Consider the following 19,317-nt stretch of genomic DNA (forward strand, 5'->3'; position numbering starts at 1 on the left):
ACGACGAATGCCCAGCCCGTCGACGCGGCCGCGTGACGCAGGTCATCACCACCCGCTCCAACGCCATTCCTCCAGCCGCGGCCAAGATCCCCTCAACTCAGCCGCCAGCGTGCCCCCGAACGCGAGCGTGCCCTCGTGGGAGGCGTAGGCGAGCCAGTCGAGGGTCTCGTCGGTCCACAGGCCCTCCGCGCCGGTGTAGTGGGGTTCCAGCAGGTCGACGTCCAGCAGGTACTCGGGTCCGTGCTCGCGCAGCTCGACCACCCGGCGCCGGCCGAGGTGGTGGAGCGCCTGGCGCACCAGCGTGACTCCCGGCCCGTCCCACGTGGAATCCTCGCGCAGGACCAGCACTTCGTCCGGCACCGGACCGGCCGACAGCGGATGCCACGACAGTGAGCTGACGTCGGACAGCTCCACGTCCCACCGCGACGCCAGCCGAGAACGCCAACCCGACGCCTCCTCCGGTCGCAGCACCCGCCGGTACCCGAGTGGTTCCACCGTGACGTCCGCGTCCGCGACCCAGGCTGTCACCGCGCGAGCGAACCGCTGTCGCTCTGCGCTCATCGCCTCCGCCTCGATCGGGCCCGTCGGAGGATCGGTGAACACCGACCTCGCGGTCTCCGCGGCGTGCATCAACGCGGCAGCGAGGGGCTGGACGGGCGGGAGGTCGTCGGGATCGAGCCGCTCGACCTCGGTGAGCATCGCGGCCACGACGTTGTAGCGCGGATACGTGCGTTGTGCCTCGACGCTGTAGCCGTCGCGCCCCTGGTCGGGAAGCTCGGCGTACCGCTCGCTGAGTTCCGTGTACCGCGCCATCAGGTACCGGCGTGCCATCGAGTGCAGCTCCCACGACTCCATGCCCGGATTCTCGCGTCTCGCCCGCCGGCGGCAATTTCGGGTGATCAAACGCCCGACCAGCGGATTCGCCACGGCTCGAGTGGCAGACTCACGCCCATGGGCGAGGTCATCGGGTTCCACCCGTTCCGCAGCAGCTTCCCCGCACCACCGCCGGGATGGCGCGACGCTCACGCCGCGGCCCGCGACGAGATCGATCACCTCATGGTCTACGTGTGCCGCGCGGCGGTGCCGTGCGATGTGGACGTGGAGGATCCCTCGTACGAGGCCTGGGACGACTGGGACGTGCAGGCCCTCATCGACGTGCTCGGCGGGCAGGCGCGGCTCGACGAGCTGCTGCTCGACCCGGCGACGCTGCCGGCGTTGCTCGCGCGGCTGCCGGAGACGCTGGAGCGCCATCGGCAGGTCGTGATCGACATCGACATCTACTACGCCCTCACCAAACTCGCTACGATGCTGGGTCGCGTCGAGGCGACGTAGGTTCGACTGGGGGGCCGATGAGTTTTGATCTCGCCGTGTGGTTCGCGCCCGCGGCCGTCAGCGCCGCGGAGGCGAAGGACCGGTACACCCGGCTCACGAACGAAGACGAGGGCGCCGTCGAGCACCCGCAGGTCGCCGCGTTCTACCGGGAGCTCACGGCGCGGCATCCGGAGCTCGTCGACGACCCCGAAAAGTCGCCCTGGACCGCCGGCCTCGGCCTGTCCGCGGACGCCGTGGTGATGACCATCGCGTGGTCGCGCGCGGAAGCCGTGGCGCGGCTGGTGTTCGACCTGGCGCGTCGCCACGGGCTGGTCGCGTTCGATCCGCAGAAGGGTGACGTGCACAACCCGGCCGCGCTCGCGCTGTCCTCCTGCGACGGTGCCCGCGTCGAGAATCCGGACCCCGCCGCCCTTCGCGCCGCGCTGCAACGCCTGTCCGCCCGCAACTGGCACGCCGTGCTCGAACGCGGCGACGCCTACGTCCAGGTCGGCCAAGGCGAATACGCGGGCGCCCCCGAAGGCCACTACGCCCTCGAACACCGCGACGGCTCCCCGGACCGCCACTACCGCACCGACGTCCCCTCTCTCGACGACGTCGCCACGGCCTTCATCGGCTTCGCCACCCATGACCCCGACTGGCGCACGCGGTTCGAGTGGCGAAAGCTCGACTTCTGATGGTCTACGTGCTGGAGGCCGTGATCGCGAAAGCCGAGGTCCTGCACGGCCTCCCGGGCACCCCGGTGATCGTCCCGCTCGAGAAGGGTCTCTCGCTCGTTCCGGTCACAAAGGCCTACGCCGCTTCGGTCGCCGACCCCGAAACGCCCGTGCTCGCCCCGTACGAGAAGCTCACGCGCGGGTTCGCCGACGTCCTGGCCGCCTGCTCCAAGGCCGGCCCCCTCACCTATGTCGAAGCCGAGTTCTTCGGCGGAGACGGCACGCAGACCGCCCAGGTGTGGGAGGCCGGCGCCGTCGTGTTCGGGCCGGTGCACCAGCCCGAAGAAGCCGTTGCCTTGCCTCCGGAAGGTTCCCCGATCTCCCAGGCCCTGCGTCACCTCGGCGTCACCGTCGGCGCCGAAGTCGACGAGTTCGACGCGGTCGGTCTCTGGCGGCACAGGTGGACCCACGAGTGGATTCCCTCCACAAAGGACAAATGAACGCAAACGGCCCCCGTTCCCCACCGGGGAAACGAGGGCCGTCCACTCACTACTGAATCAAGCAGCCTGCGGCACCGAAGAAGAAGCAGGCGTCAACGCCAACTCCAGCACCTCACGCACATTCGCCACCGCGTGCACGTCCAGCTGCGACAACACCTCGGCCGGCACGTCGTCCAGGTCCGGTTCGTTGCGCTGCGGGATGATCACGGTCTTCATGCCCGCCCGGTGCGCCGCGAGCAGCTTCTGCTTCACGCCGCCGATGGGCAGCACGCGTCCGGTCAGGGACACCTCGCCGGTCATCGCCACGTCCGCCCGCACCACGCGGCCGGAGAGCAGCGACGCCAGCGCCGTCGTCATGGTGACGCCGGCCGAGGGGCCGTCCTTCGGCACCGCGCCCGCGGGGACGTGGACGTGGATGCCGCGGTCCTTCAGGTCGCTCACGGGCAGTTCGAGCTCCGCGCCGTGCGAACGCAGGTACGAGAGCGCGATCTGCACCGACTCCTTCATCACGTCACCGAGCTGGCCGGTGAGCTGCAGGCCCGTGGAGCCGCTCTCGGGGTCGTTGAGCGACGCCTCGATGTAGAGCACGTCACCACCTGCCCCCGTCACGGCCAGACCCGTGGCCACGCCCGGGATGGACGTGCGCTGGGTCGAGGTCGGCAGCGAGGACTCCGGCACGTGGCGCGGCCGGCCCAGGTAGGTCTCCAGGTCGGCAGCCGAAAGGGCAACCGGCAGCGAAACCTGGTCCAGCGCGACCTTCGTCGCGATCTTGCGCAGCAGCTTCGCGATCGTCCGGTTCACGTCGCGCACGCCCGCCTCGCGGGTGTACTCGGCGGCGATCCGGCTGAACGCCTCGTCGGCGATCACCACGTCGCCGGTGGTGAGACCGGCGCGCTCCAGCTCACGCGGGAGCAGGTGGTCACGGGCGATGGTCACCTTCTCGTGCTCGGTGTAGCCGTCGAGCGTGACGAGTTCCATGCGGTCGAGCAGCGGGCCGGGGATGGTCTCCAGCGCGTTGGCCGTGGCGAGGAACACCACGTCGGACAGGTCGAGCTCCACCTCGAGGTAGTGGTCGCGGAACGTGTGGTTCTGTTCCGGGTCCAGCACTTCCAGCAGGGCCGCCGTCGGGTCGCCGCGGTAGTCGGCGCCCACCTTGTCGATCTCGTCGAGCAGCACGACGGGGTTCATCGAGCCGGCTTCCTTGATGGCCCGCACGATGCGGCCCGGGAGCGCGCCGACGTACGTCCGACGGTGCCCGCGGATCTCCGCCTCGTCCCGGATGCCACCGAGGGCGACGCGCACGAACTTGCGTCCCATGGCCTTCGCCACGGATTCACCCAGCGACGTCTTGCCGACCCCGGGAGGACCCGCGAGGGCCAGCACCGCACCCGAACGGCGTCCGCCGACCGGGCCGAGCCCCGACTCCGCGCGACGCTTGCGCACGGCCAAGTACTCGATGATGCGTTCCTTCACGTCGTCCAGGCCCGCGTGGTCCGCGTCGAGCACGGCGCGCGCGGCGGCGATGTCGTAGACGTCCTCGGTCCGCTCGTTCCAAGGCAGTTCCAGCACCGTGTCCAGCCACGTCCGGATCCAGCCACCCTCGGGCGACTGCTCGGAGGTGCGCTCCAGCTTGTCGACCTCGGCCAGCGCGGCCTTCTTCACGTTGTCGGGCAGATCGGCGGCCTCGACGCGGGCGCGGTAGTCGTCGTCCTTGTCACTGCCGTCGAGCTCACCGAGCTCCTTGCGGATGGCCTCGAGCTGGCGCCGCAGCAGGAATTCCTTCTGCTGCTTGTCCATGCCCTCCTGCACGTCCTTGCGGATCGTGTCGGTGACCTCGAGCTCGGCGAGGTACTCCTTGCTCCACTCCATGGCCTTCTCGAGCCGCGTGCTCACGTCGAGCGTGGTGAGCAGCTCGATCTTCTGCTCCGTCTTCAGGTATGGCGCGTTGCCGGACAGGTCGGCCACCGCCGACGGGTCCTCGACCTGCTGGACGGCGTCGATCATCTGCCAGCCACCGCGCTGCTGGAGCAGCGAGATGACCACGGCCTTGTACTCCGCCGCGAGCTGCGTGGAGCGGTCGTCGGTGAACTCGGTGGCCTCGTCGGCGTGGACCCAGCGGGCGGCGCCGGGGCCGTCCGCGATCCGGCCCACCACCGCACGGCCGGTGCCGCGCAGCAGAACGGCGGCCTTGCCGCCGGGAACCCGGCCGATGCGCTCGACGGTGGCGACCGTGCCCAGCTCGGCGTACTCGCCGTGGATGCGGGGGACGATCAGCACTTCGGCCTTGGTGGCCGCGCCGGAGCGGATGCCGGGGAACGACGCCGTGGCGGGCGTCTTGGCCTGAGCGGACTCCACTGCGCCCCGGGTCTCGGCGTCGGTGAGGTCGAGCGGGACCACCATGCCCGGCAGCACGACGTCGTCATCGAGCGGGAGAACGGGCAGGAGGCGGGGATCTGACATGTGCACTCCTCGATTAGTTGAGTCTGCCTTCCTCAACTATCCGTGGGGCGGGTTTGTTTCCGACGGAGTGTTCGCTGGCAGCGGACGCCCTTCGAGTGCACGGAATCGCCAGGTGGAGGTGCGGGAGTGTGCTTGGACACGGCTTCCGGACCGGGGCTGGTCGGCGCCGTGCTCGCTCGATGTGATGGCCGGCGGAGCAGAAACTTTCTGCGTGCCGACGCGGTGGCGCCTCTGGCGGGCGGAGGTGCCGGCACTACGGCTTTGCGAGCTCCGGGCACCTCGAGGCTCAAGCGTGCGCGCGGTCGGGTTGCGGAAGAACCGGGCCGGACACGGCCCCGCCCTCCCTTGGGGGCAGGCCCTGCACCCATTCTATCGGCCACCCCCGACGAAATCCGTGGTCGAGCTCCGAACGAGCCGAGTTGTCCACAACTCGGACGACCTGTGGACAACTCAGCCGCGCAGGTTGATACCAGGAATCGTGGCGTCACCACTCGTGCCGACAGCCTTGGCAACTACGCCGGCACCGGGCTCCGACAGCTCTCTTGACCATGGAGACGCGGCCTTCTCGACCGCAGCCGGCCGAGCGGCCCACCTCACCCAGCGGTCTTCTCCACGCGCCCGGCCGAACGAGCGGTACACGGCTTCCCGGCGAGCCGTCGAGTCGCCGGTCGTAGACGCGCGGCCGAGGATTTCCCGACGTCCACCCCGGCCAGCGAGCCCACCCAACTACGGCTTCTCCGCCACCCCACACCAAGCGAACGGCCTCGCCTCCGCCTCCACCGCGTTCAGCTCCCGCTCCGGCCGCCAGTCGGGCAGGTGGACGATGCCCGGCTCCAGCAGCGGCCAGCCGCCGAACAGGGGGGCGATGTCGTCGCGGTCGCGCATCCACACGGGGTTGCTGGTTTTGCGGTACTGCTCCACGAACCAGCGCAGGCCTTCGAGCGCGGGACCGTCGCCGTCGCCCTCGCTCATCTGGGAGATGGAGAGCCAGCTGCCCGGTGCGAGCTCGTCGCGGTAGGCCTTCACGAGGCCCTCGGGGTTGTCGTCCGGGCCCACGAAGTGCAGCACCGCCATCATCAGCAGGCACACCGGGCGGGAGAAGTCGATGAACTCGCGGGTGGTCGGCGCGCGCAGCACGGACCGGGGGTCACGCATGTCGGCCTGCAGGATGCCGGCCCAGTCGGTGGCGGCCTCCTCCTCGAGGATCAGCGTCGCGTGGGCCACGGCCACGGGCTCGTAGTCCACGTACAGCACGGTGGCGCGATCGTCGTCGTCCAGTTCGGCCTCGATGACCTCGTGCACATTGCCTGCCGTCGGCACGCCCGAGCCGAGGTCCACGAACTGCCGGATCCCGGCCTTCAACGCGGCGCGCACCACGCGGTTCATGAACTCGCGGTTCTGCTTCGCGCCCGGCCGCACGAGCGGCCACTGCTGCTCCACGCGCCGGCCGAACTCCCGGTCGACAGCCCAGTTCTGCGTGCCGCCGAGGTACCAGTCGTAGATCCGCGCCGCCGAAGGCTTCTCGGTGTCCACGCCCTCGGGTGCCTTCGGCGCGGACGCCGGCTGCTCGCTCACGTCGGAACTCCCCTCGTCGCCCGGTGGCCCGAGCCACCGCCGGCCAAGCCTAGCGAGCAATCCCGGCGAGCTCCCGTCGCCCGAGGAGGAACGCGGGCACGAGCGCGGCGACCGCGAGCGCGGCGCTCACCAGGAACGCGGCCGCGAACGCACCGGTGGCGGCCACCGACGCGAGCACCGCCGTGCCCGCCGAGCCGCCGAGCTGCTGCACCAGCCGCACCACGGCCGACCCCGCCGGCACGTCCTCCCGGGAAAGCCGCGTGAACGCGGCCGACGTGATCGCGATGTTGGCCGCGCTCAGCGCCCCGCCGCGCACCACGAGTGCCGCCCCGAGCACCACGAGGCTCGTCGACGGCCCGGCGACCGCGAACGGCACGGTCGCCGCCGCGCACCCGGCGATCCCCGCGACGGCGATCACCCGCGCTCCGACGCGGTCGACCACGCCGCCGACCCACCGCGTGAGCAGCGAGCCCACTCCCTGCAGCGCGAGGATCATCCCGGCCGCGAACGCGCCGAGCCCCCGCTCCTGCTCGAAGTACAGCGGGATCAGGAAAAGCGCGCCGTACAACGCCAATCCGGTCAGAAACAGCACGGCCGCCGAAGCGCTGAAGGCCCGGTTCGCGAACAACCGCAACGGAATCAGCGCCCGCTCGCCCCGGCGCAGGCTCCACGCCACGAACCCGCCGAGCAACACCACCCCCGCTCCCAACGGCACCACGAACCCATTGCCCGACGCGGCGTCGGTGAGCGCCAGCAGCAAAAGCACCACCGCCGGCGCGAGCAGCGACAGCCCCGGCAGATCCAGCCGGCTGCCGCGAAGAGGGGAGTCGACCGGCACGAACCGCCGCGCCAGCACGATCGCCGCCAGGCACAGCGGCACGTTGATCACGAACAACCAGCGCCAGCTCCCGCCGGTCACGATCGCCCCGCCGACGAGCGGCCCGGCGATCGGCGCGAGCACGCTCACCAGCATCACGATCGTGAGCAGCCGCGCGGTCTTCGCCGGCCCGGCGGCGCGGACCAGGATCGTCTGCAGCACCGGCAGCAGCACCCCCGCGCCCACACCCTGCAGCACCCGGAACGCGATCAGGCTGTCCAGGTTCCACGACAGCCCCGACAAGGCGGAGCCCACGAGGAACACCGCCAGCCCGGCCGGCCACAACCGCGAAGCGCCGAACCGGCTCGTGGCCCACGAGGTCACGGGGATCGCGACCCCCAGCGCCAGCAGGTAACCGGTGGCGACCCACTGGATCGCCGTCGGGCCCACCCCGAAGTCGGCGGCCACGGCGGGCAGCGCGACGTTCACGATCGTCGTGTCGATCAGCGGCGCCACCCCGCCGAGCACGATCACCAGCGCCAGCCGCACGAGCGGCCACCCCAACGGTTCGAGCTTCACCGTCAACCCTCAGTGGAGATACACGTGTATCTTATCGAGATTAAGATACACGTGTATCTTCGAAGGCGTGAGCACTGCGCAGCGAAGAAGAGGCGCCGCCCTCGAAGAAGCCCTGGTCGACGCCGCCTGGGCCGAGCTCGGGCGCAGCGGCTACGACGGCTTCACCATCGACGCCGTCGCCAAAGCCGCCGGCACCAGCCGGGCCGTGTTGTACCGGCGGTGGCCCAACCGGGCCGCGCTCGTGCACGCCGCGGTGCGCGCGCACCTCGGGTCGATCGCCGACCTCGTGCCCGACACCGGCGAGCTCCGCCAAGACGTGCTGGTGACCCTGCAGACCATCACCGACCGCGTCGGGCTGGTCGGGGTCGACGTGATGACAGGCCTGCTCAGCGAGCTCGCCGAGCTACCGGAGGCCCTGGCGACGACTGTGCCCGACGTCTTCGGCCGCCTCGTCGCGCGCGCGGCCGAACGCGGGGAGATCGGCCCGGGTCACGTCCCGGAGCCGGTGCTGCGGATGCCCGGTGACCTCGTGCGCTACGAGATGATCACGACCCGGGAGGCGCCCGGGACCGAGCGCCTCCGTGCCCTCGTGGACGAGCTGTTCCTCCCGCTCGTCCACCACCACGCCGGGGACCGCGATCTCAAGAGCCGGAGCTAGCGAGCCGCCGGCCGCCGCTGCCAGCCCGTCCACAGCGGCCGATACCCCTGCGCGTACCAGAACGGCGTCGAGCGCGGGTTCGCCACGGCGGTGTGCAGCAGCACGACGTCGGCGCCCGCCTCGTCGAACACCTGGTGCGCGTGGGCGGCCAGCGCGGTGCCGACACCGGCCGAGCGGGCCTCCTGGGCGACGGCGAGAGAAGAGAGGTACCCGATCCGCGGCGCGGCCACGCGGTGCTGGATCCACGCCGTCTCGTCCGGCATCTGCAGCACGACCATGCCCAGCGGTTGTCCGTACAGCTCGGCGATCCACACCTGCGGCTCCGGCCGCTCCAGCTGGCGCAGCAGCTCCTTGCCCACGACCTCGTCGACACCCGAGCGCACGGTCACCCGGCCGAACTGCGCGTCGTAGCGCTGCAGCTCCAGCATCAGGCGCACGGCGGTGCCCAGGTCGTCCGGGGTGGCGTGGCGGATGCAGACGCCGGGCGTGGTGGCCGGGCCGGCCGCGGCCAGGCGCTGGGCCGGGCGCACGGCGATCACGCCGACGGGCGCGAAACCGTGGCGGAGCAGTTCGGTGGTACCGGCGGTGTCGCGGCTGGGCCGAGAGAGCACCGCGGAGCACTCGGGATCCCCCGGACGGGCGATGGTCGACAGGTGTTCATCCCATCGAGTGAGCAACGCGTCGAGGCCGGCGGCGGGGTCCGGGCCGGCGAGCTGGACCTCGAGCCGGTGCTCGGTGAGAGCCCGCCAGATCGACTGCGAACTGTCGGGGCCGAGCTCGCTGCTGGTGGCCAGACCGGCGGCCGTCGTGTCTCCGACCTGCGCCGACAGGAGCGTGGTGTCGTCGTGGACTTCGAAGGGGGGTGGCGCGGGGAGCAGTGCGTCCACCGTGGCGATACGCGCCGCGTGCCCGGTGGCTGTCACGTCGTTGTGCATGTACTTCATTGTCGCCCCGCACCACTCGGCAGAACCCCTGAACACACCCCAGGACGACAGATCAGGCACGAACGGGGAGTTTCACTCCTTGGTCCACGCAGGTCAGCGCCACAAGCCCATTGTTAACCCTGGGGTGATCTCCTACTGTCTCGAAAGGGACACGGGTACGCCCTCCGGGGTACGGTATGGCCCTTGTCCACACCTGACGTCACGGACGAGCGCGACCGGTGGGCAGCCGGGAAGGAAGGTCGGATGCCGGACAGCAACGGCAGGCCTGATGCCGCTCCAGCGGCGAAACAGGCCAAGGGGGGCGCCGTTTCCGGGACCTTCAACGAGGCCCGAACGGACGAACGCCGGTTCCGCGTCTACACCTTCGCCGTTCTCGGCCTGGGTCTGATCACCGCGTTCGCGGTCGGTTCCTGGTTACCTTTTCACGGCTCGGCCAAACTCTGGTGGATCGGCCCGGTCCTGGCGCTGGCGTTCCTGCTCGCCGAACAGCTGGGCATCAACGTCGACGTCCGAAGCGGCATTTCGTGGACGATCTCGTTCACCGAAATTCCCCTGGTAATCGGTTTCTTCGTCGCGCCGTTCGAGGTCGTGCTGGCCGCGCACCTGGTGGCGGGCATCGGCACGCTGCTGGCCCGCAAGGTCGCCGGCCGCGTCCTCTACAACGCGGGCGCGTTCCTGCTGGAGATCACCGGGGCGTTCGCCGTCGCGGGACTCGTGAAGCAGGCTGTCGGCGGCGGCGAGGCCATGCCGTGGGTCGCCGCGCTGGCCGGCACGCTCACCGCGCCGCTGGTGAGCACGCTGCTGGCGCTGGCCGCCGTGCGCGTGCTGCGCCGCCGCATGCGCGTGAGCACCGCGATCCGCCTCACCGGCCGCATCCTCGTGGTCGGCTTCGTGAACGCGTCGGTGGGCCTCAGCGGTTACCTCGTGATCGCGAACACCCCGCAGGCGTGGCCGTTGGTCCTGGCCGTGTTCCTCGGCCTCACGGCGCTGTACTGGGCGTACTCCGACCTGCTGCGCGAGCAGCGGGACATGGAGGCGCTGTCGGACGTGAGCCTCATGGTCGCGCGCTCGGGCCAGCAGGCCGCCGCGCGTCCGGCCGGGCGCGCCGACGAGCTCGTGGGCGGCGTCGACGTGCGCGAGTGGGCCACGATCGCCGAACGCATCAAGGACCAGCTGGCCGCCGGCCGCGTCGTACTGCGGCTGCGCCTTGAAGCCAAGGACACCATGCGCGTGGTCGTGGCCGGCGACGAGCTGCCGCCGGTCGACCCGAACGCCGACGACCCGCTGCAACGCCTGCCCGGCGCCCACGTGCGCCACTTCCGCATCACCGAGGCCAACCCCGACGTGCGCGCGGCGCTGCTCAACCGCGGCGCGCAGGAGGCGCTCGTGGTGCCGCTGCGCAGCGCCAACCAGCTGCTCGGTGTCGTCGAGGCCCACGACCGGCTCTCGCGCTGGCGCGGCTTCGGCAAGTACGACGTGCAGCTGCTCGGCACGATGGCCAGCCACCTCGCGACCTCGCTGGACAACCGGCGCCTGCTCGCGACCCTGCGCCACGACGCCTACCACGACCCGCTCACCGGCCACCTCAACCGGCCGGGCTTCCAGCAGGTCGCGAAGGAGCCGCTGCGCGACTTCGCCAGCGCAGTGGTGCTGCGCATCGACCTCGACGTGTTCTCCACGGTCAGCGACGCGCTCGGCTACTCGTGGGCCGACCGCATGGTGATCGCCGCCGGCCGCCGGATCCGCGACGCACTGGGCCCGGACGTGCCCCTCGCCCGCCTCGAAGGCGCGTCGTTCGCCGCGCTGCTCGTGGGCTGCACGCCGGAAAACGCCCACGCGGCCGCCGAACGCCTGCGCGTGCAGCTCTCGGCGCCCTACCCGGTCGACCGGCTTTCGGTCGAGGCCAACGCGATGATCGGCTACGCCACCACCTCCACCGAGGACGGCGGCGAGTCCGTGGACGTCGACGGCCTGCTCCAGCGCGCCGACGTCGCCGTGCGCGCGACGCGCGGCGGTGAAGAGGTGCGCGGCTACGTGCCGAGCATGGGCCAGATCTTCCTGCGCCGCTTCCAGATGGTCACGCAGTTCCGCCAGTCGCTGGAAGACGGCCACGTGTCCGTGCACTACCAGCCGAAGATCACCCTGCCCAACCGGCAGGTGCAGGGCGTCGAGGCGCTCGTGCGCTGGGTGCACCCGGAGTTCGGCCGGCTGGGGCCCGACGAGTTCGTGCCCGCCATCGAGGCGGCCGGCCTCATCGGCGTGCTCACGTCGTTCGTGCTCGAAGCCTCGCTCAAGCGCGTGCGCAAGTGGCTCGACGAAGGCCTGCGCATCTCCGCGGCCGTGAACCTGTCGGTGCGCAACCTGGCCGACGAGGACTTCCCGGCGAAGGTGCAGCGCGAGCTGGAGCGCTACGACGTGCCGCCGGAGCTGCTCACGTTCGAGCTCACCGAGTCCGGCGTGATGTCCGACCCGCAGAAGGCGCTGCCGATCCTGCGTGAGCTGCACTCGCTGGGCATCGTGCTCGCCGTGGACGACTTCGGCACGGGCTACTCGTCGCTGGCGTACCTGCGCCAGCTGCCGGTGGACCAGGTGAAGATCGACAAGAGCTTCGTGCTCGGCATGGGCACCGATCTCGGTGACCTCGCCGTGGTGCGCTCGATCGTCGAGCTGGGTCACTCGCTGGGCCTCACGGTGGTCGCGGAGGGCGTCGAAGAGGACGTCGCGCGCGACCAGCTGGAGGCGATGGGGTGTGACGTTGCCCAGGGCTACCTGATCTCGCGTCCGCTGCCCGAGGACCGCTTGGAGGCGTGGCTGCAGGCTCGCACGGCGCGCTCTCCGGGACGGCACTCGGAGACGGTGCTTACGTTGCTGACCTGAGGTTTTCGCCAAAGCCCACCCCGGTTGCACGGCCGGGTGAAGGCCCTTGGTAATCTTTCCAAGTCCTCGCAAGAGGCAGGCCCCTTTAGCTCAGTCGGCAGAGCGTCTCCATGGTAAGGAGAAGGTCTACGGTTCGATTCCGTAAAGGGGCTCGCGAGTGGGCGAGCTATGCCTGCGGAAAACGCAGACGTAGCTCGCTTCGCGGCGTCCATCTGGGGGTCGAACCCCCAGACCCCCGCCAGGGGCAAGCCCCTGGACCCCGAGGGTGGGCGTTGGTTATGGCGGTGTAGCTCAGTTGGCAGAGCAAGCGGCTCATAATCGCTGTGTCGCCGGTTCAAGTCCGGCCACCGCTACGCGGTAACCACCGGGCCGAGCCCGGTACTGAGAGAGAAGGAAATGCTGTGGCTTCCACCGACGTGCGACCCAAGATCACGCTGGCGTGCGAGGAGTGCAAGCACCGCAACTACATCACCAAGAAGAACCGGCGCAACGACCCGGACCGCTTGGAGATGAAGAAGTTCTGCCCGAACTGCGGTACGCACCGGACTCACAAAGAGACCCGCTGACGTTAGCGGTTCTCGTCCAGCTTTCGAACGGCCGTCCCGGCCTCGCCGGGGCGGCTTTTCGCTGTTCGGGGCCCATCCAGGGCCTCTCTGCTGCGCAACGCGGGTCAGCTAGCCTCGGCGGGTGCCTTTGGACCAGTCGTTCGCCGGACGGAGCTACTCGCCCGTCGGCAAGTACGCGGTGAGCCGCGAGAAGATCCTGGAGTTCGCCGAGGCGATCGGCGACCCCAACCCCCTCTACCGCGACCCGGAGGCGGCCCGCGCGGCCGGCTACCCGGACGTGATCGCGCCCCCGACGTTCCTCACGATCCTGAACCTGCCGAAGGTCAACGTGATCGTGGCGGACCCGGAGCTCGGGCTCGACTACTCGCGCATGGTCCACGGCGACCAGGGCTTCACCTACGAGCGCCCGGTGCACGCGGGTGACGTGCTGGAGATCGGCGCCACCATCGACAACATCATGGCCCGCGCCGGCAACGACTTCCTCAACATCAGCGCGAGGATCACCGACGCCGAGGGCAAGCTGGTCTGCACCACCCGCGCGCAGCTCGTGGTGCGAGGGGAGGACGCGTGAACGTCGGCGACGAACTGCCCGCTCTGCAGGTGCGCATCACGCGCGAGCAGCTGGTCCGCTACGCGGGCGCGGCCCTCGACTTCAACCCGATCCACTGGAATGAGCGCTTCGCCAAGGAAGTCGGCCTGCCCGACGTGATCGCCCACGGCATGCTCACCATGGCGCTCGCCGGCCGTGTCGTGAGCGACTGGCTCGACGACCCGGGCCGGCTGCTGGACTTCAGCTCCCGCTTCACGCGCCCCGTGGTGGTGCCTGACAACGCCGAGGGCGCCCTCGTGGAGCTCACCGGCAAGGTCGGCGCCATTTCCGAGGACGGCGTCGCCCGCGTGGACCTGGTCGTGAAGTTCGACGGCAAGACCGTGCTCGGCAAGCCGCAGGCCCTCATCCGGGTCTGACCCCACCACCCCAATGCGGCGTTGGTTGCGCTCAACGCACCGAATGCCACATTGGGTGCGCTCAACGCACCGAATGTGGCATTGGGGCGCTCAGCTCACCGCCGACTCGACGGCCGTCGCCATGCCCGCCTCACCCCGCGCGTTGGGGTGCAGCGGGGCAGCGGCCGACGTCGGCACCAGGCCTTCGACCCAACGGGTGCCCGAGCTCGTGCACACGTCGTGGCCCTTGCTCGGGCCGGCGGTGTCGGCGTAGCCCGCGTTGTGGGATTTGGCCTGCTCTTCGAGCACGTCGTCGAGGTGCGCGAGCGAATCCCGCAGGTACGCGACATCGCCGGAGCCCACGGGGAGCGCGGGCCAGCAGCCGTCGCCGTCGGGCAGCACGGTGGGGTAGCCGACCACCACCACGCGGGCTTTCGGCGCCTGGGCGTGGATCTTGTCGAGCACCGCGCCGAGCTTGCCGGCCACGGCGTCGATGCGGTCGGAGAGCTGGTCGTGGCCGCCCGCGGTGAGCCGGTCGTGACACGGCGCGCCGTCGCGGTGCGTGGTGGCGCAGCTGGGGGCGAGCGCGATGAAGCCGACGTCGTTGCCGCCGATGCCCAGCGTCACCAGCGTGGTCGCCGAGGTCACGGAGTCCAGCTGCGGCGGGTTCGTGCCGTTGTGGGTCGACTGGGAGCCCGTGAGGTCGGCCGTGGTGGCGCCGCTGCAGCTCACGTCCACGAACTGCGCGGGCTTGATCTTCGCGGCCACCAGGTGCGGGTAGTTGTTGTCCGAGCGGTCGCAGCCGGCCGGGGTGCCCGCCGCGTGGCCGGTGCGCGGGGCCGAGGTGTACGAGTCGCCGAGCGCCACGTAGCGGCCCGTGCCGCCGCCGGTGGTCGCGCCCGAGGGCGGCTCGGTCGACGAGCCGTGCTTGGACTTGTAGTACCCCACCCCGAGCAGCGCGATCACGATCACCAGGATCAGCAACCCGCATCCGCCGCTCTTCTTCGCCGCCACCTGATCGTTTCTACCGGTCCGCGACCCCGCGTGACGATGGGTATCCGGGTGACCCCTACCGGTCGACCGCGGCGCGCAGCTGTCCGGCCAGCTCCAGGGCGTGGTCCACGCCGTCGGCGATGTAGTGCAGGTCCACGAACGCTTCGATGAAGCCCTCGTCGGCCACGCTCTTCAGCGCCGCGGCGAGATCGCCCACGGTCACCACCGGCGTGCCCTCGCGCGGGTTGATCCGCAACGGGCGCCGCAGCGTCGCCGGGTCACGGCCGGCTTCGGTGGCGGCCGCGGCGATCACGGACCACATCCGGTGCAGGTACTGCGGCGGCAGCAGTGTCGGCAGCCAGCCGTCGGCGGTCGTGCCGACGCGGCGCAGGGCGCGTTCGGACATGCCGCCGAGCAGGATCGGCGGGTGCGGGTTCTGCACGGGCCGCAGGCCGACGTGCGAGTCGGGGATCTGCCAGCGCGCGCCGTCGTGGCCGGCCGGGTCGGCGGTCCAGAGCGTGCGCAGGACCGCGATCAGCTCGTCGAGCCGCCCGCCGCGCCCGGCCCACGGCACGCCGGCGGAGGTGTACTCGTCGCGCAGCCAGCCGAGGCCGAAGCCGGCGTCGAGGCGGCCGCCGGAGAGCAGGTCGAGGGAGGTGAGCGTGCGGGCGAGCAGCACCGGCGCGTAGACCGGCGCCGAGAGCGTGCTCATGCCGAGCCGCACGGTGCTCGTGGCGCCGGCGGCGGCCGTGAGCGCCACGAACGGATCGACGAAGTGGATGAACTCCGGCGGGTACGGCCGCTCCGGTGTGCCGCCGCCCGGGTACAGGTCCGACGGTTCGAGCGGCGTGAGCACCCGGTCACCGACCCACAGCGAGGCGTAACCGAGCTCCTCGGCCGCGGCGGCGAATCCGGCGATGGCGGTGGGGTCGGCGAGCTTGCCGTACTGCGGCAGGGCGAGTCCGAGTCGCAACGCGGTCACCGGGCCTCCTCGAGGACGACTTTCCTTGCGGGACAACGAAGATCACGTGCCGGGTCGAGGGTCTTGCCGGACTGCTCCGGAATTCCTGCGGCCACGCGCGGGTTTGGCCGAGCAGGCAAGGCTTTCCGCCGGCGTTCGCGGCGCGGTCCTAGTGCGCTCCGGCCGACCGCGGAATGGGCGTCGACCACCGGCTGGCGGGCCTTTTCCCGATTAATCGCGAACGAGCGCATGCGGCCATCCTGGCACGGCCCGGCGGCGCGCGCCGGTCACGTTCCCGGCACGCTGGAGCAGGGCACCGGGGGGTCGGTGCGGGCCCACCCGACGAACGAGGGGGGCGCGGTTGCGGGCCTCGATCCGGCTTGCCGTAGACTTCGGAACTCGGAACGCACTACGGTCATCCCCGCTGGATGGTGGGGATGATGGAATGCGTCCTCCGGAGCCTGGGAAACCAGGCTCCACAGGGGTGTAGCTCAATTGGCAGAGCAGCGGTCTCCAAAACCGCAGGTTGCAGGTTCAAGTCCTGTCACCCCTGCGTACGGGTACTGGTGGAGCGGAGGAGTGGTCGTGAGCGACAGCGACGCCAGCGGCGAGCACGAGCAGGACGAGTCGGGCAAGACGCCCGGGGTCGAGTCCCGCCCGGCGACCGCCGCGGCTCGGCGTGAGCGCCGCGCTTCCGCCCGCCCGTCCGGCAAGTCCGAGGCGCGTTCGGGCAGCACCCGGCCGTCCGGCAAGGCGGGCGACAAGGTCGCGAAGCCCGCTGCCGACGCCAAGGGCGCGCCGACCCCGAAGCGTGACCAGAAGCCGAAGAAGGCGTCGCCTTTCGCTCGGATCATGCGGTTCGTCCGCGAGGTCTGGGCGGAGCTGCGCAAGGTCATCTGGCCCAACCGCAAGCAGATGGTCACCTACACCGCGGTCGTGCTGGTGTTCGTGGTGTTCATGGTGGCCCTCGTGAGCGGCCTCGACCTGGCCTTCAAGCAGGTCATCGGGCTGGTCTTCGGCTGACACCGGAGGTGCGCGCCACCGTGCGCCGCGCGGGCCGGCCTGCCCGAGCCCGGCAAGTGATCAACTGAGAGGACGGAACGTGACCTCCGACAACGGCACAGGAGCCGGTCGCGACCTGACCGAGCTTTCCGACGAGCAGGTGCACGCGGCACTCGGCGACGAGGAGTCCGCTCACCTCGAGCCCGTCGAGGTGCCCGACGCCGGCGAAGAGGTCGACGCAGCCGTCGAAGAAGACACCGACGACGCCGACGAAGACTCCGCCGCCGAGGACACCTCCGACGAAGACGCTTCGGACGAGGATGCTGCCGACGAAGCCGCTTCCTCCGACTCCGAGGACGTCGTGGCCGACGAGGCCGAGCCGGCCGCCGAGTCCGACGACCCCGTCGCCGCGCTGCGCGCCGAGCTGATGGCCGCGCCGGGCGAGTGGTACGTCGTGCACAGCTACGCCGGGTACGAGAACAAGGTCAAGACGAACCTCGAGACCCGCACCACGACGCTCGACGTCGAGGACTACATCTTCCAGATCGAGGTGCCGACCGAAGAGGTCACCGAGATCAAGAACGGCCAGCGCAAGCAGGTGCAGCGCAAGGTGCTGCCCGGCTACATCCTGGTCCGGATGGACCTGAACGACGCCTCGTGGAGCGCGGTGCGCAACACGCCGGGTGTCACCGGGTTCGTCGGCGCGACTTCGCGTCCGTCACCGCTCACCGTGGACGAGGTGCTGAAGTTCCTCGCGCCGCAGGTCGAGAAGGAAGCCCCGGCGAAGGCCGGCAAGGGCGACTCCGCCGCGGCCTCCACGCCGTCGGGCGGCGGCGCCGTCGAGGTCGACTTCGAGATCGGCGAGTCGGTCACCGTCATGGACGGCCCGTTCGCCACGCTGCCCGCGACGATCTCCGAGGTCAACGTCGACGGACAGAAGCTGAAGGTCCTGGTGTCGATCTTCGGCCGGGAGACCCCGGTCGAGCTGTCGTTCACCCAGGTCTCCAAGATCTGACGGTCGGGAATACCGACCGGCAGTCCCCGCGTACTGGCAGGTGTGCGGGGGACTCACGTCAGTAAGAAGGACACAAGGTAATGCCTCCCAAGAAGAAGAAGCTTGCGGCGATCATCAAGCTGCAGATCAAGGCGGGCCAGGCCAACCCGGCCCCGCCGGTCGGCCCGGCGCTGGGCCAGCACGGCGTCAACATCATGGAGTTCTGCAAGGCCTACAACGCCGCGACCGAGTCGCAGCGCGGGGACGTCGTCCCGGTCGAGATCTCCGTGTACGAAGACCGGTCGTTCGACTTCAAGCTGAAGACGCCGCCGGCCGCCAAGCTGCTGCTCAAGGCCGCGGGCGTGGAGAAGGGCTCCGGCGAGCCGCACAAGACCAAGGTCGCCAAGGTCACCTGGGACCAGGTCCGCGAGATCGCCAAGACCAAGGAGACCGACCTCAACGCCCACGACATCGACCAGGCGGCGAAGATCATCGCCGGCACCGCCCGCTCCATGGGCATCACGGTCGAAGGCTGATTTTCTCCGCGAGCACCCCGAGATCGCGCCGGTTTCTGGACTGAGCGATTTCGATCGGCCCCTGGGGCCGAGCGAAATCGGGAGGGAAGAAATCGGCTCATGGCGAGCTCGGCGCCTCGACGGAGTCGAGGCAATAGACACAGTGGGAGAGCCAGTGCTGGCTCTGACACCACACTGATCCGTTTTCGAAGTTAAGGACAGAAGCATGACCAAGCACAGCAAGGCTTACCGCCAGGCTGCGGAGCTCATCGACAAGGAGCGTCTCTACGCCCCTCTCGAGGCCGCGAAGCTGGCGAAGGAGACCTCCAAGACCAAGATGGACGCGACCGTCGAGGTCGCGATGCGTCTGGGTGTCGACCCGCGCAAGGCCGACCAGATGGTCCGCGGCACCGTGAACCTGCCGCACGGTACCGGTAAGACCGCTCGTGTCATCGTGTTCGCCGTCGGTGACAAGGCCGCCGAGGCTGAGGCCGCCGGCGCGGACGCGGTCGGCACGGACGAGCTGATCGAGCGCATCCAGGGTGGCTGGCTCGACTTCGACGCCGCCATCGCGACGCCCGACCAGATGGCCAAGGTCGGTCGCATCGCCCGCATCCTCGGCCCGCGTGGCCTGATGCCGAACCCGAAGACCGGCACCGTGACCCCCGCGGTCACGAAGGCGGTTCAGGACATCAAGGGCGGTAAGATCAACTTCCGCGTCGACAAGCAGGCCAACCTGCACCTCGTGATCGGCAAGGCGTCGTTCGACACCGAGAAGCTGGTGGAGAACTACGCGGCCGCGCTGGACGAGATCCTGCGCGCCAAGCCGTCGTCGGCGAAGGGTCGCTACGTCAAGAAGATCACCTTCACCACCACGATGGGCCCGGGCATCCCGGTCGACCCGCTGCGCACGCGCAACCTGCTCAGCGACGAACCGGCTGTCTGA

The 19,317-nt window shown here is 70.3% G+C and carries 19 protein-coding genes and 3 tRNA genes; 15 read left to right on the top strand and 7 right to left on the bottom strand.

The window, feature by feature from the left end; genetic code table 11:
* Positions 1-45: 45 nt before the first annotated feature.
* Complete coding sequence (locus VSH64_RS40645; RefSeq protein WP_326568053.1) at positions 46-855, bottom strand: hypothetical protein; 810 nt, start codon at positions 853-855, stop codon at positions 46-48.
* 96 nt (positions 856-951) lie between these two features.
* Between VSH64_RS40645 and VSH64_RS40650 the strand changes: the two genes are divergently transcribed.
* From VSH64_RS40650 to VSH64_RS40660, 3 genes are read left to right on the top strand one after another with little or no spacing between them, the layout of a single operon-like run.
* Positions 952-1,332: a hypothetical protein gene (locus VSH64_RS40650; protein ID WP_326568054.1), complete on the top strand. Its 381-nt coding sequence runs from the start codon at positions 952-954 to the stop codon at positions 1,330-1,332.
* 17 nt (positions 1,333-1,349) lie between these two features.
* Positions 1,350-2,006, top strand: a complete 657-nt coding sequence (locus tag VSH64_RS40655; RefSeq protein WP_326568055.1) for a hypothetical protein — start codon at positions 1,350-1,352, stop codon at positions 2,004-2,006.
* Positions 2,006-2,485 carry a hypothetical protein gene (locus tag VSH64_RS40660; protein WP_326568056.1) on the top strand — a complete coding sequence of 160 codons (480 nt, stop codon included), beginning with the start codon at positions 2,006-2,008 and terminating at the stop codon, positions 2,483-2,485. Before VSH64_RS40655 ends, VSH64_RS40660 begins: the two co-directional genes overlap by 1 nt.
* Before the next feature lie 57 nt (positions 2,486-2,542).
* Here the strand turns inward: VSH64_RS40660 and lon are convergent, their stop codons facing one another.
* The 3 genes from lon to VSH64_RS40675 form a co-directional block, all read right to left on the bottom strand.
* A complete protein-coding gene (lon, locus tag VSH64_RS40665) occupies positions 2,543-4,945 on the bottom strand; it encodes an endopeptidase La (RefSeq protein WP_326568057.1) in 2,403 nt (800 codons plus the stop codon).
* Positions 4,946-5,671: 726 nt separating this feature from the next.
* Positions 5,672-6,520 (bottom strand): SAM-dependent methyltransferase, encoded by an 849-nt coding sequence (locus VSH64_RS40670; RefSeq protein ID WP_326568058.1) that lies wholly within the window; start codon positions 6,518-6,520, stop codon positions 5,672-5,674.
* Positions 6,521-6,569: 49 nt separating this feature from the next.
* The gene (locus VSH64_RS40675) at positions 6,570-7,916 is read right to left on the bottom strand and encodes a DHA2 family efflux MFS transporter permease subunit (protein ID WP_326568059.1); all 1,347 of its coding nucleotides are present in this window, start codon (positions 7,914-7,916) and stop codon (positions 6,570-6,572) included.
* Between the two features lie 67 nt (positions 7,917-7,983).
* Between VSH64_RS40675 and VSH64_RS40680 the strand changes: the two genes are divergently transcribed.
* Entirely contained in the window at positions 7,984-8,574 is a 591-nt protein-coding gene (locus tag VSH64_RS40680; RefSeq protein ID WP_326568060.1) for a TetR/AcrR family transcriptional regulator, read from the top strand.
* Here the strand turns inward: VSH64_RS40680 and VSH64_RS40685 are convergent.
* Positions 8,571-9,509, bottom strand: coding sequence for a GNAT family N-acetyltransferase (locus VSH64_RS40685; protein ID WP_326568061.1), 939 nt, complete (start codon positions 9,507-9,509; stop codon positions 8,571-8,573). The genes VSH64_RS40680 and VSH64_RS40685 overlap by 4 nt on opposite strands.
* Positions 9,510-9,761: 252 nt before the next feature.
* Between VSH64_RS40685 and VSH64_RS40690 the strand changes: the two genes are divergently transcribed.
* The 6 genes from VSH64_RS40690 (at position 9,762) to VSH64_RS40715 (ending at position 13,927) form a co-directional block, all read left to right on the top strand.
* A complete protein-coding gene (locus VSH64_RS40690; protein ID WP_326568062.1) occupies positions 9,762-12,395 on the top strand; it encodes a putative bifunctional diguanylate cyclase/phosphodiesterase in 2,634 nt (877 codons plus the stop codon).
* 79 nt (positions 12,396-12,474) lie between these two features.
* A tRNA-Thr gene (locus VSH64_RS40695) sits at positions 12,475-12,547 on the top strand.
* Between the two features lie 128 nt (positions 12,548-12,675).
* Positions 12,676-12,748 (top strand) — tRNA-Met (locus tag VSH64_RS40700).
* A 48-nt stretch (positions 12,749-12,796) separates the two neighbouring features.
* Complete coding sequence (gene rpmG / locus VSH64_RS40705; protein ID WP_091293539.1) at positions 12,797-12,961, top strand: 50S ribosomal protein L33; 165 nt, start codon at positions 12,797-12,799, stop codon at positions 12,959-12,961.
* A gap of 121 nt (positions 12,962-13,082) precedes the next feature.
* On the top strand, positions 13,083-13,532 hold the full coding sequence (locus VSH64_RS40710; protein WP_326568063.1) for a MaoC family dehydratase N-terminal domain-containing protein: 450 nt from the start codon (positions 13,083-13,085) through the stop codon (positions 13,530-13,532).
* Positions 13,529-13,927: a MaoC family dehydratase gene (locus VSH64_RS40715; RefSeq protein WP_326568064.1), complete on the top strand. Its 399-nt coding sequence runs from the start codon at positions 13,529-13,531 to the stop codon at positions 13,925-13,927. Before VSH64_RS40710 ends, VSH64_RS40715 begins: the two co-directional genes overlap by 4 nt.
* Before the next feature lie 90 nt (positions 13,928-14,017).
* Here VSH64_RS40715 and VSH64_RS40720 read toward each other — a convergent pair whose 3' ends face one another.
* Positions 14,018-14,920 carry an SGNH/GDSL hydrolase family protein gene (locus VSH64_RS40720; RefSeq protein WP_326568065.1) on the bottom strand — a complete coding sequence of 301 codons (903 nt, stop codon included), beginning with the start codon at positions 14,918-14,920 and terminating at the stop codon, positions 14,018-14,020.
* A gap of 55 nt (positions 14,921-14,975) precedes the next feature.
* On the bottom strand, positions 14,976-15,881 hold the full coding sequence (locus VSH64_RS40725; RefSeq protein WP_326568066.1) for a TIGR03619 family F420-dependent LLM class oxidoreductase: 906 nt from the start codon (positions 15,879-15,881) through the stop codon (positions 14,976-14,978).
* Between the two features lie 459 nt (positions 15,882-16,340).
* Here VSH64_RS40725 and VSH64_RS40730 point away from each other — a divergent pair.
* The 5 genes from VSH64_RS40730 (at position 16,341) to rplA (ending at position 19,317) form a co-directional block, all read left to right on the top strand.
* A tRNA-Trp gene (locus VSH64_RS40730) sits at positions 16,341-16,413 on the top strand.
* Between the two features lie 32 nt (positions 16,414-16,445).
* A complete protein-coding gene (gene secE, locus VSH64_RS40735; protein WP_326568067.1) occupies positions 16,446-16,883 on the top strand; it encodes a preprotein translocase subunit SecE in 438 nt (145 codons plus the stop codon).
* A gap of 79 nt (positions 16,884-16,962) precedes the next feature.
* Positions 16,963-17,877, top strand: coding sequence for a transcription termination/antitermination protein NusG (nusG, locus tag VSH64_RS40740; RefSeq protein ID WP_326568068.1), 915 nt, complete (start codon positions 16,963-16,965; stop codon positions 17,875-17,877).
* An 80-nt stretch (positions 17,878-17,957) separates the two neighbouring features.
* Positions 17,958-18,392, top strand: coding sequence for a 50S ribosomal protein L11 (gene rplK, locus VSH64_RS40745; protein ID WP_204091731.1), 435 nt, complete (start codon positions 17,958-17,960; stop codon positions 18,390-18,392).
* Positions 18,393-18,597: 205 nt separating this feature from the next.
* Positions 18,598-19,317 (top strand): 50S ribosomal protein L1, encoded by a 720-nt coding sequence (gene rplA, locus VSH64_RS40750; protein ID WP_326568069.1) that lies wholly within the window; start codon positions 18,598-18,600, stop codon positions 19,315-19,317.

This window comes from Amycolatopsis rhabdoformis, assembly GCF_035918295.1.
GTDB classification, from domain to species: domain Bacteria; phylum Actinomycetota; class Actinomycetes; order Mycobacteriales; family Pseudonocardiaceae; genus Amycolatopsis; species Amycolatopsis rhabdoformis.

Coding starts and splice junctions, on each gene's coding strand:
- rplA (WP_326568069.1), top strand. CDS start 18,598: ATGACCAAGCACAGCAAGGCTTACCGCCAGGCTGCGGAGCTCATCGAC.
- VSH64_RS40690 (WP_326568062.1), top strand. CDS start 9,762: ATGCCGGACAGCAACGGCAGGCCTGATGCCGCTCCAGCGGCGAAACAG.
- VSH64_RS40650 (WP_326568054.1), top strand. CDS start 952: ATGGGCGAGGTCATCGGGTTCCACCCGTTCCGCAGCAGCTTCCCCGCA.
- VSH64_RS40655 (WP_326568055.1), top strand. CDS start 1,350: ATGAGTTTTGATCTCGCCGTGTGGTTCGCGCCCGCGGCCGTCAGCGCC.
- VSH64_RS40645 (WP_326568053.1), bottom strand. CDS start 855: ATGGAGTCGTGGGAGCTGCACTCGATGGCACGCCGGTACCTGATGGCG.
- lon (WP_326568057.1), bottom strand. CDS start 4,945: ATGTCAGATCCCCGCCTCCTGCCCGTTCTCCCGCTCGATGACGACGTC.
- VSH64_RS40660 (WP_326568056.1), top strand. CDS start 2,006: ATGGTCTACGTGCTGGAGGCCGTGATCGCGAAAGCCGAGGTCCTGCAC.
- VSH64_RS40685 (WP_326568061.1), bottom strand. CDS start 9,509: ATGCACAACGACGTGACAGCCACCGGGCACGCGGCGCGTATCGCCACG.
- rplK (WP_204091731.1), top strand. CDS start 17,958: ATGCCTCCCAAGAAGAAGAAGCTTGCGGCGATCATCAAGCTGCAGATC.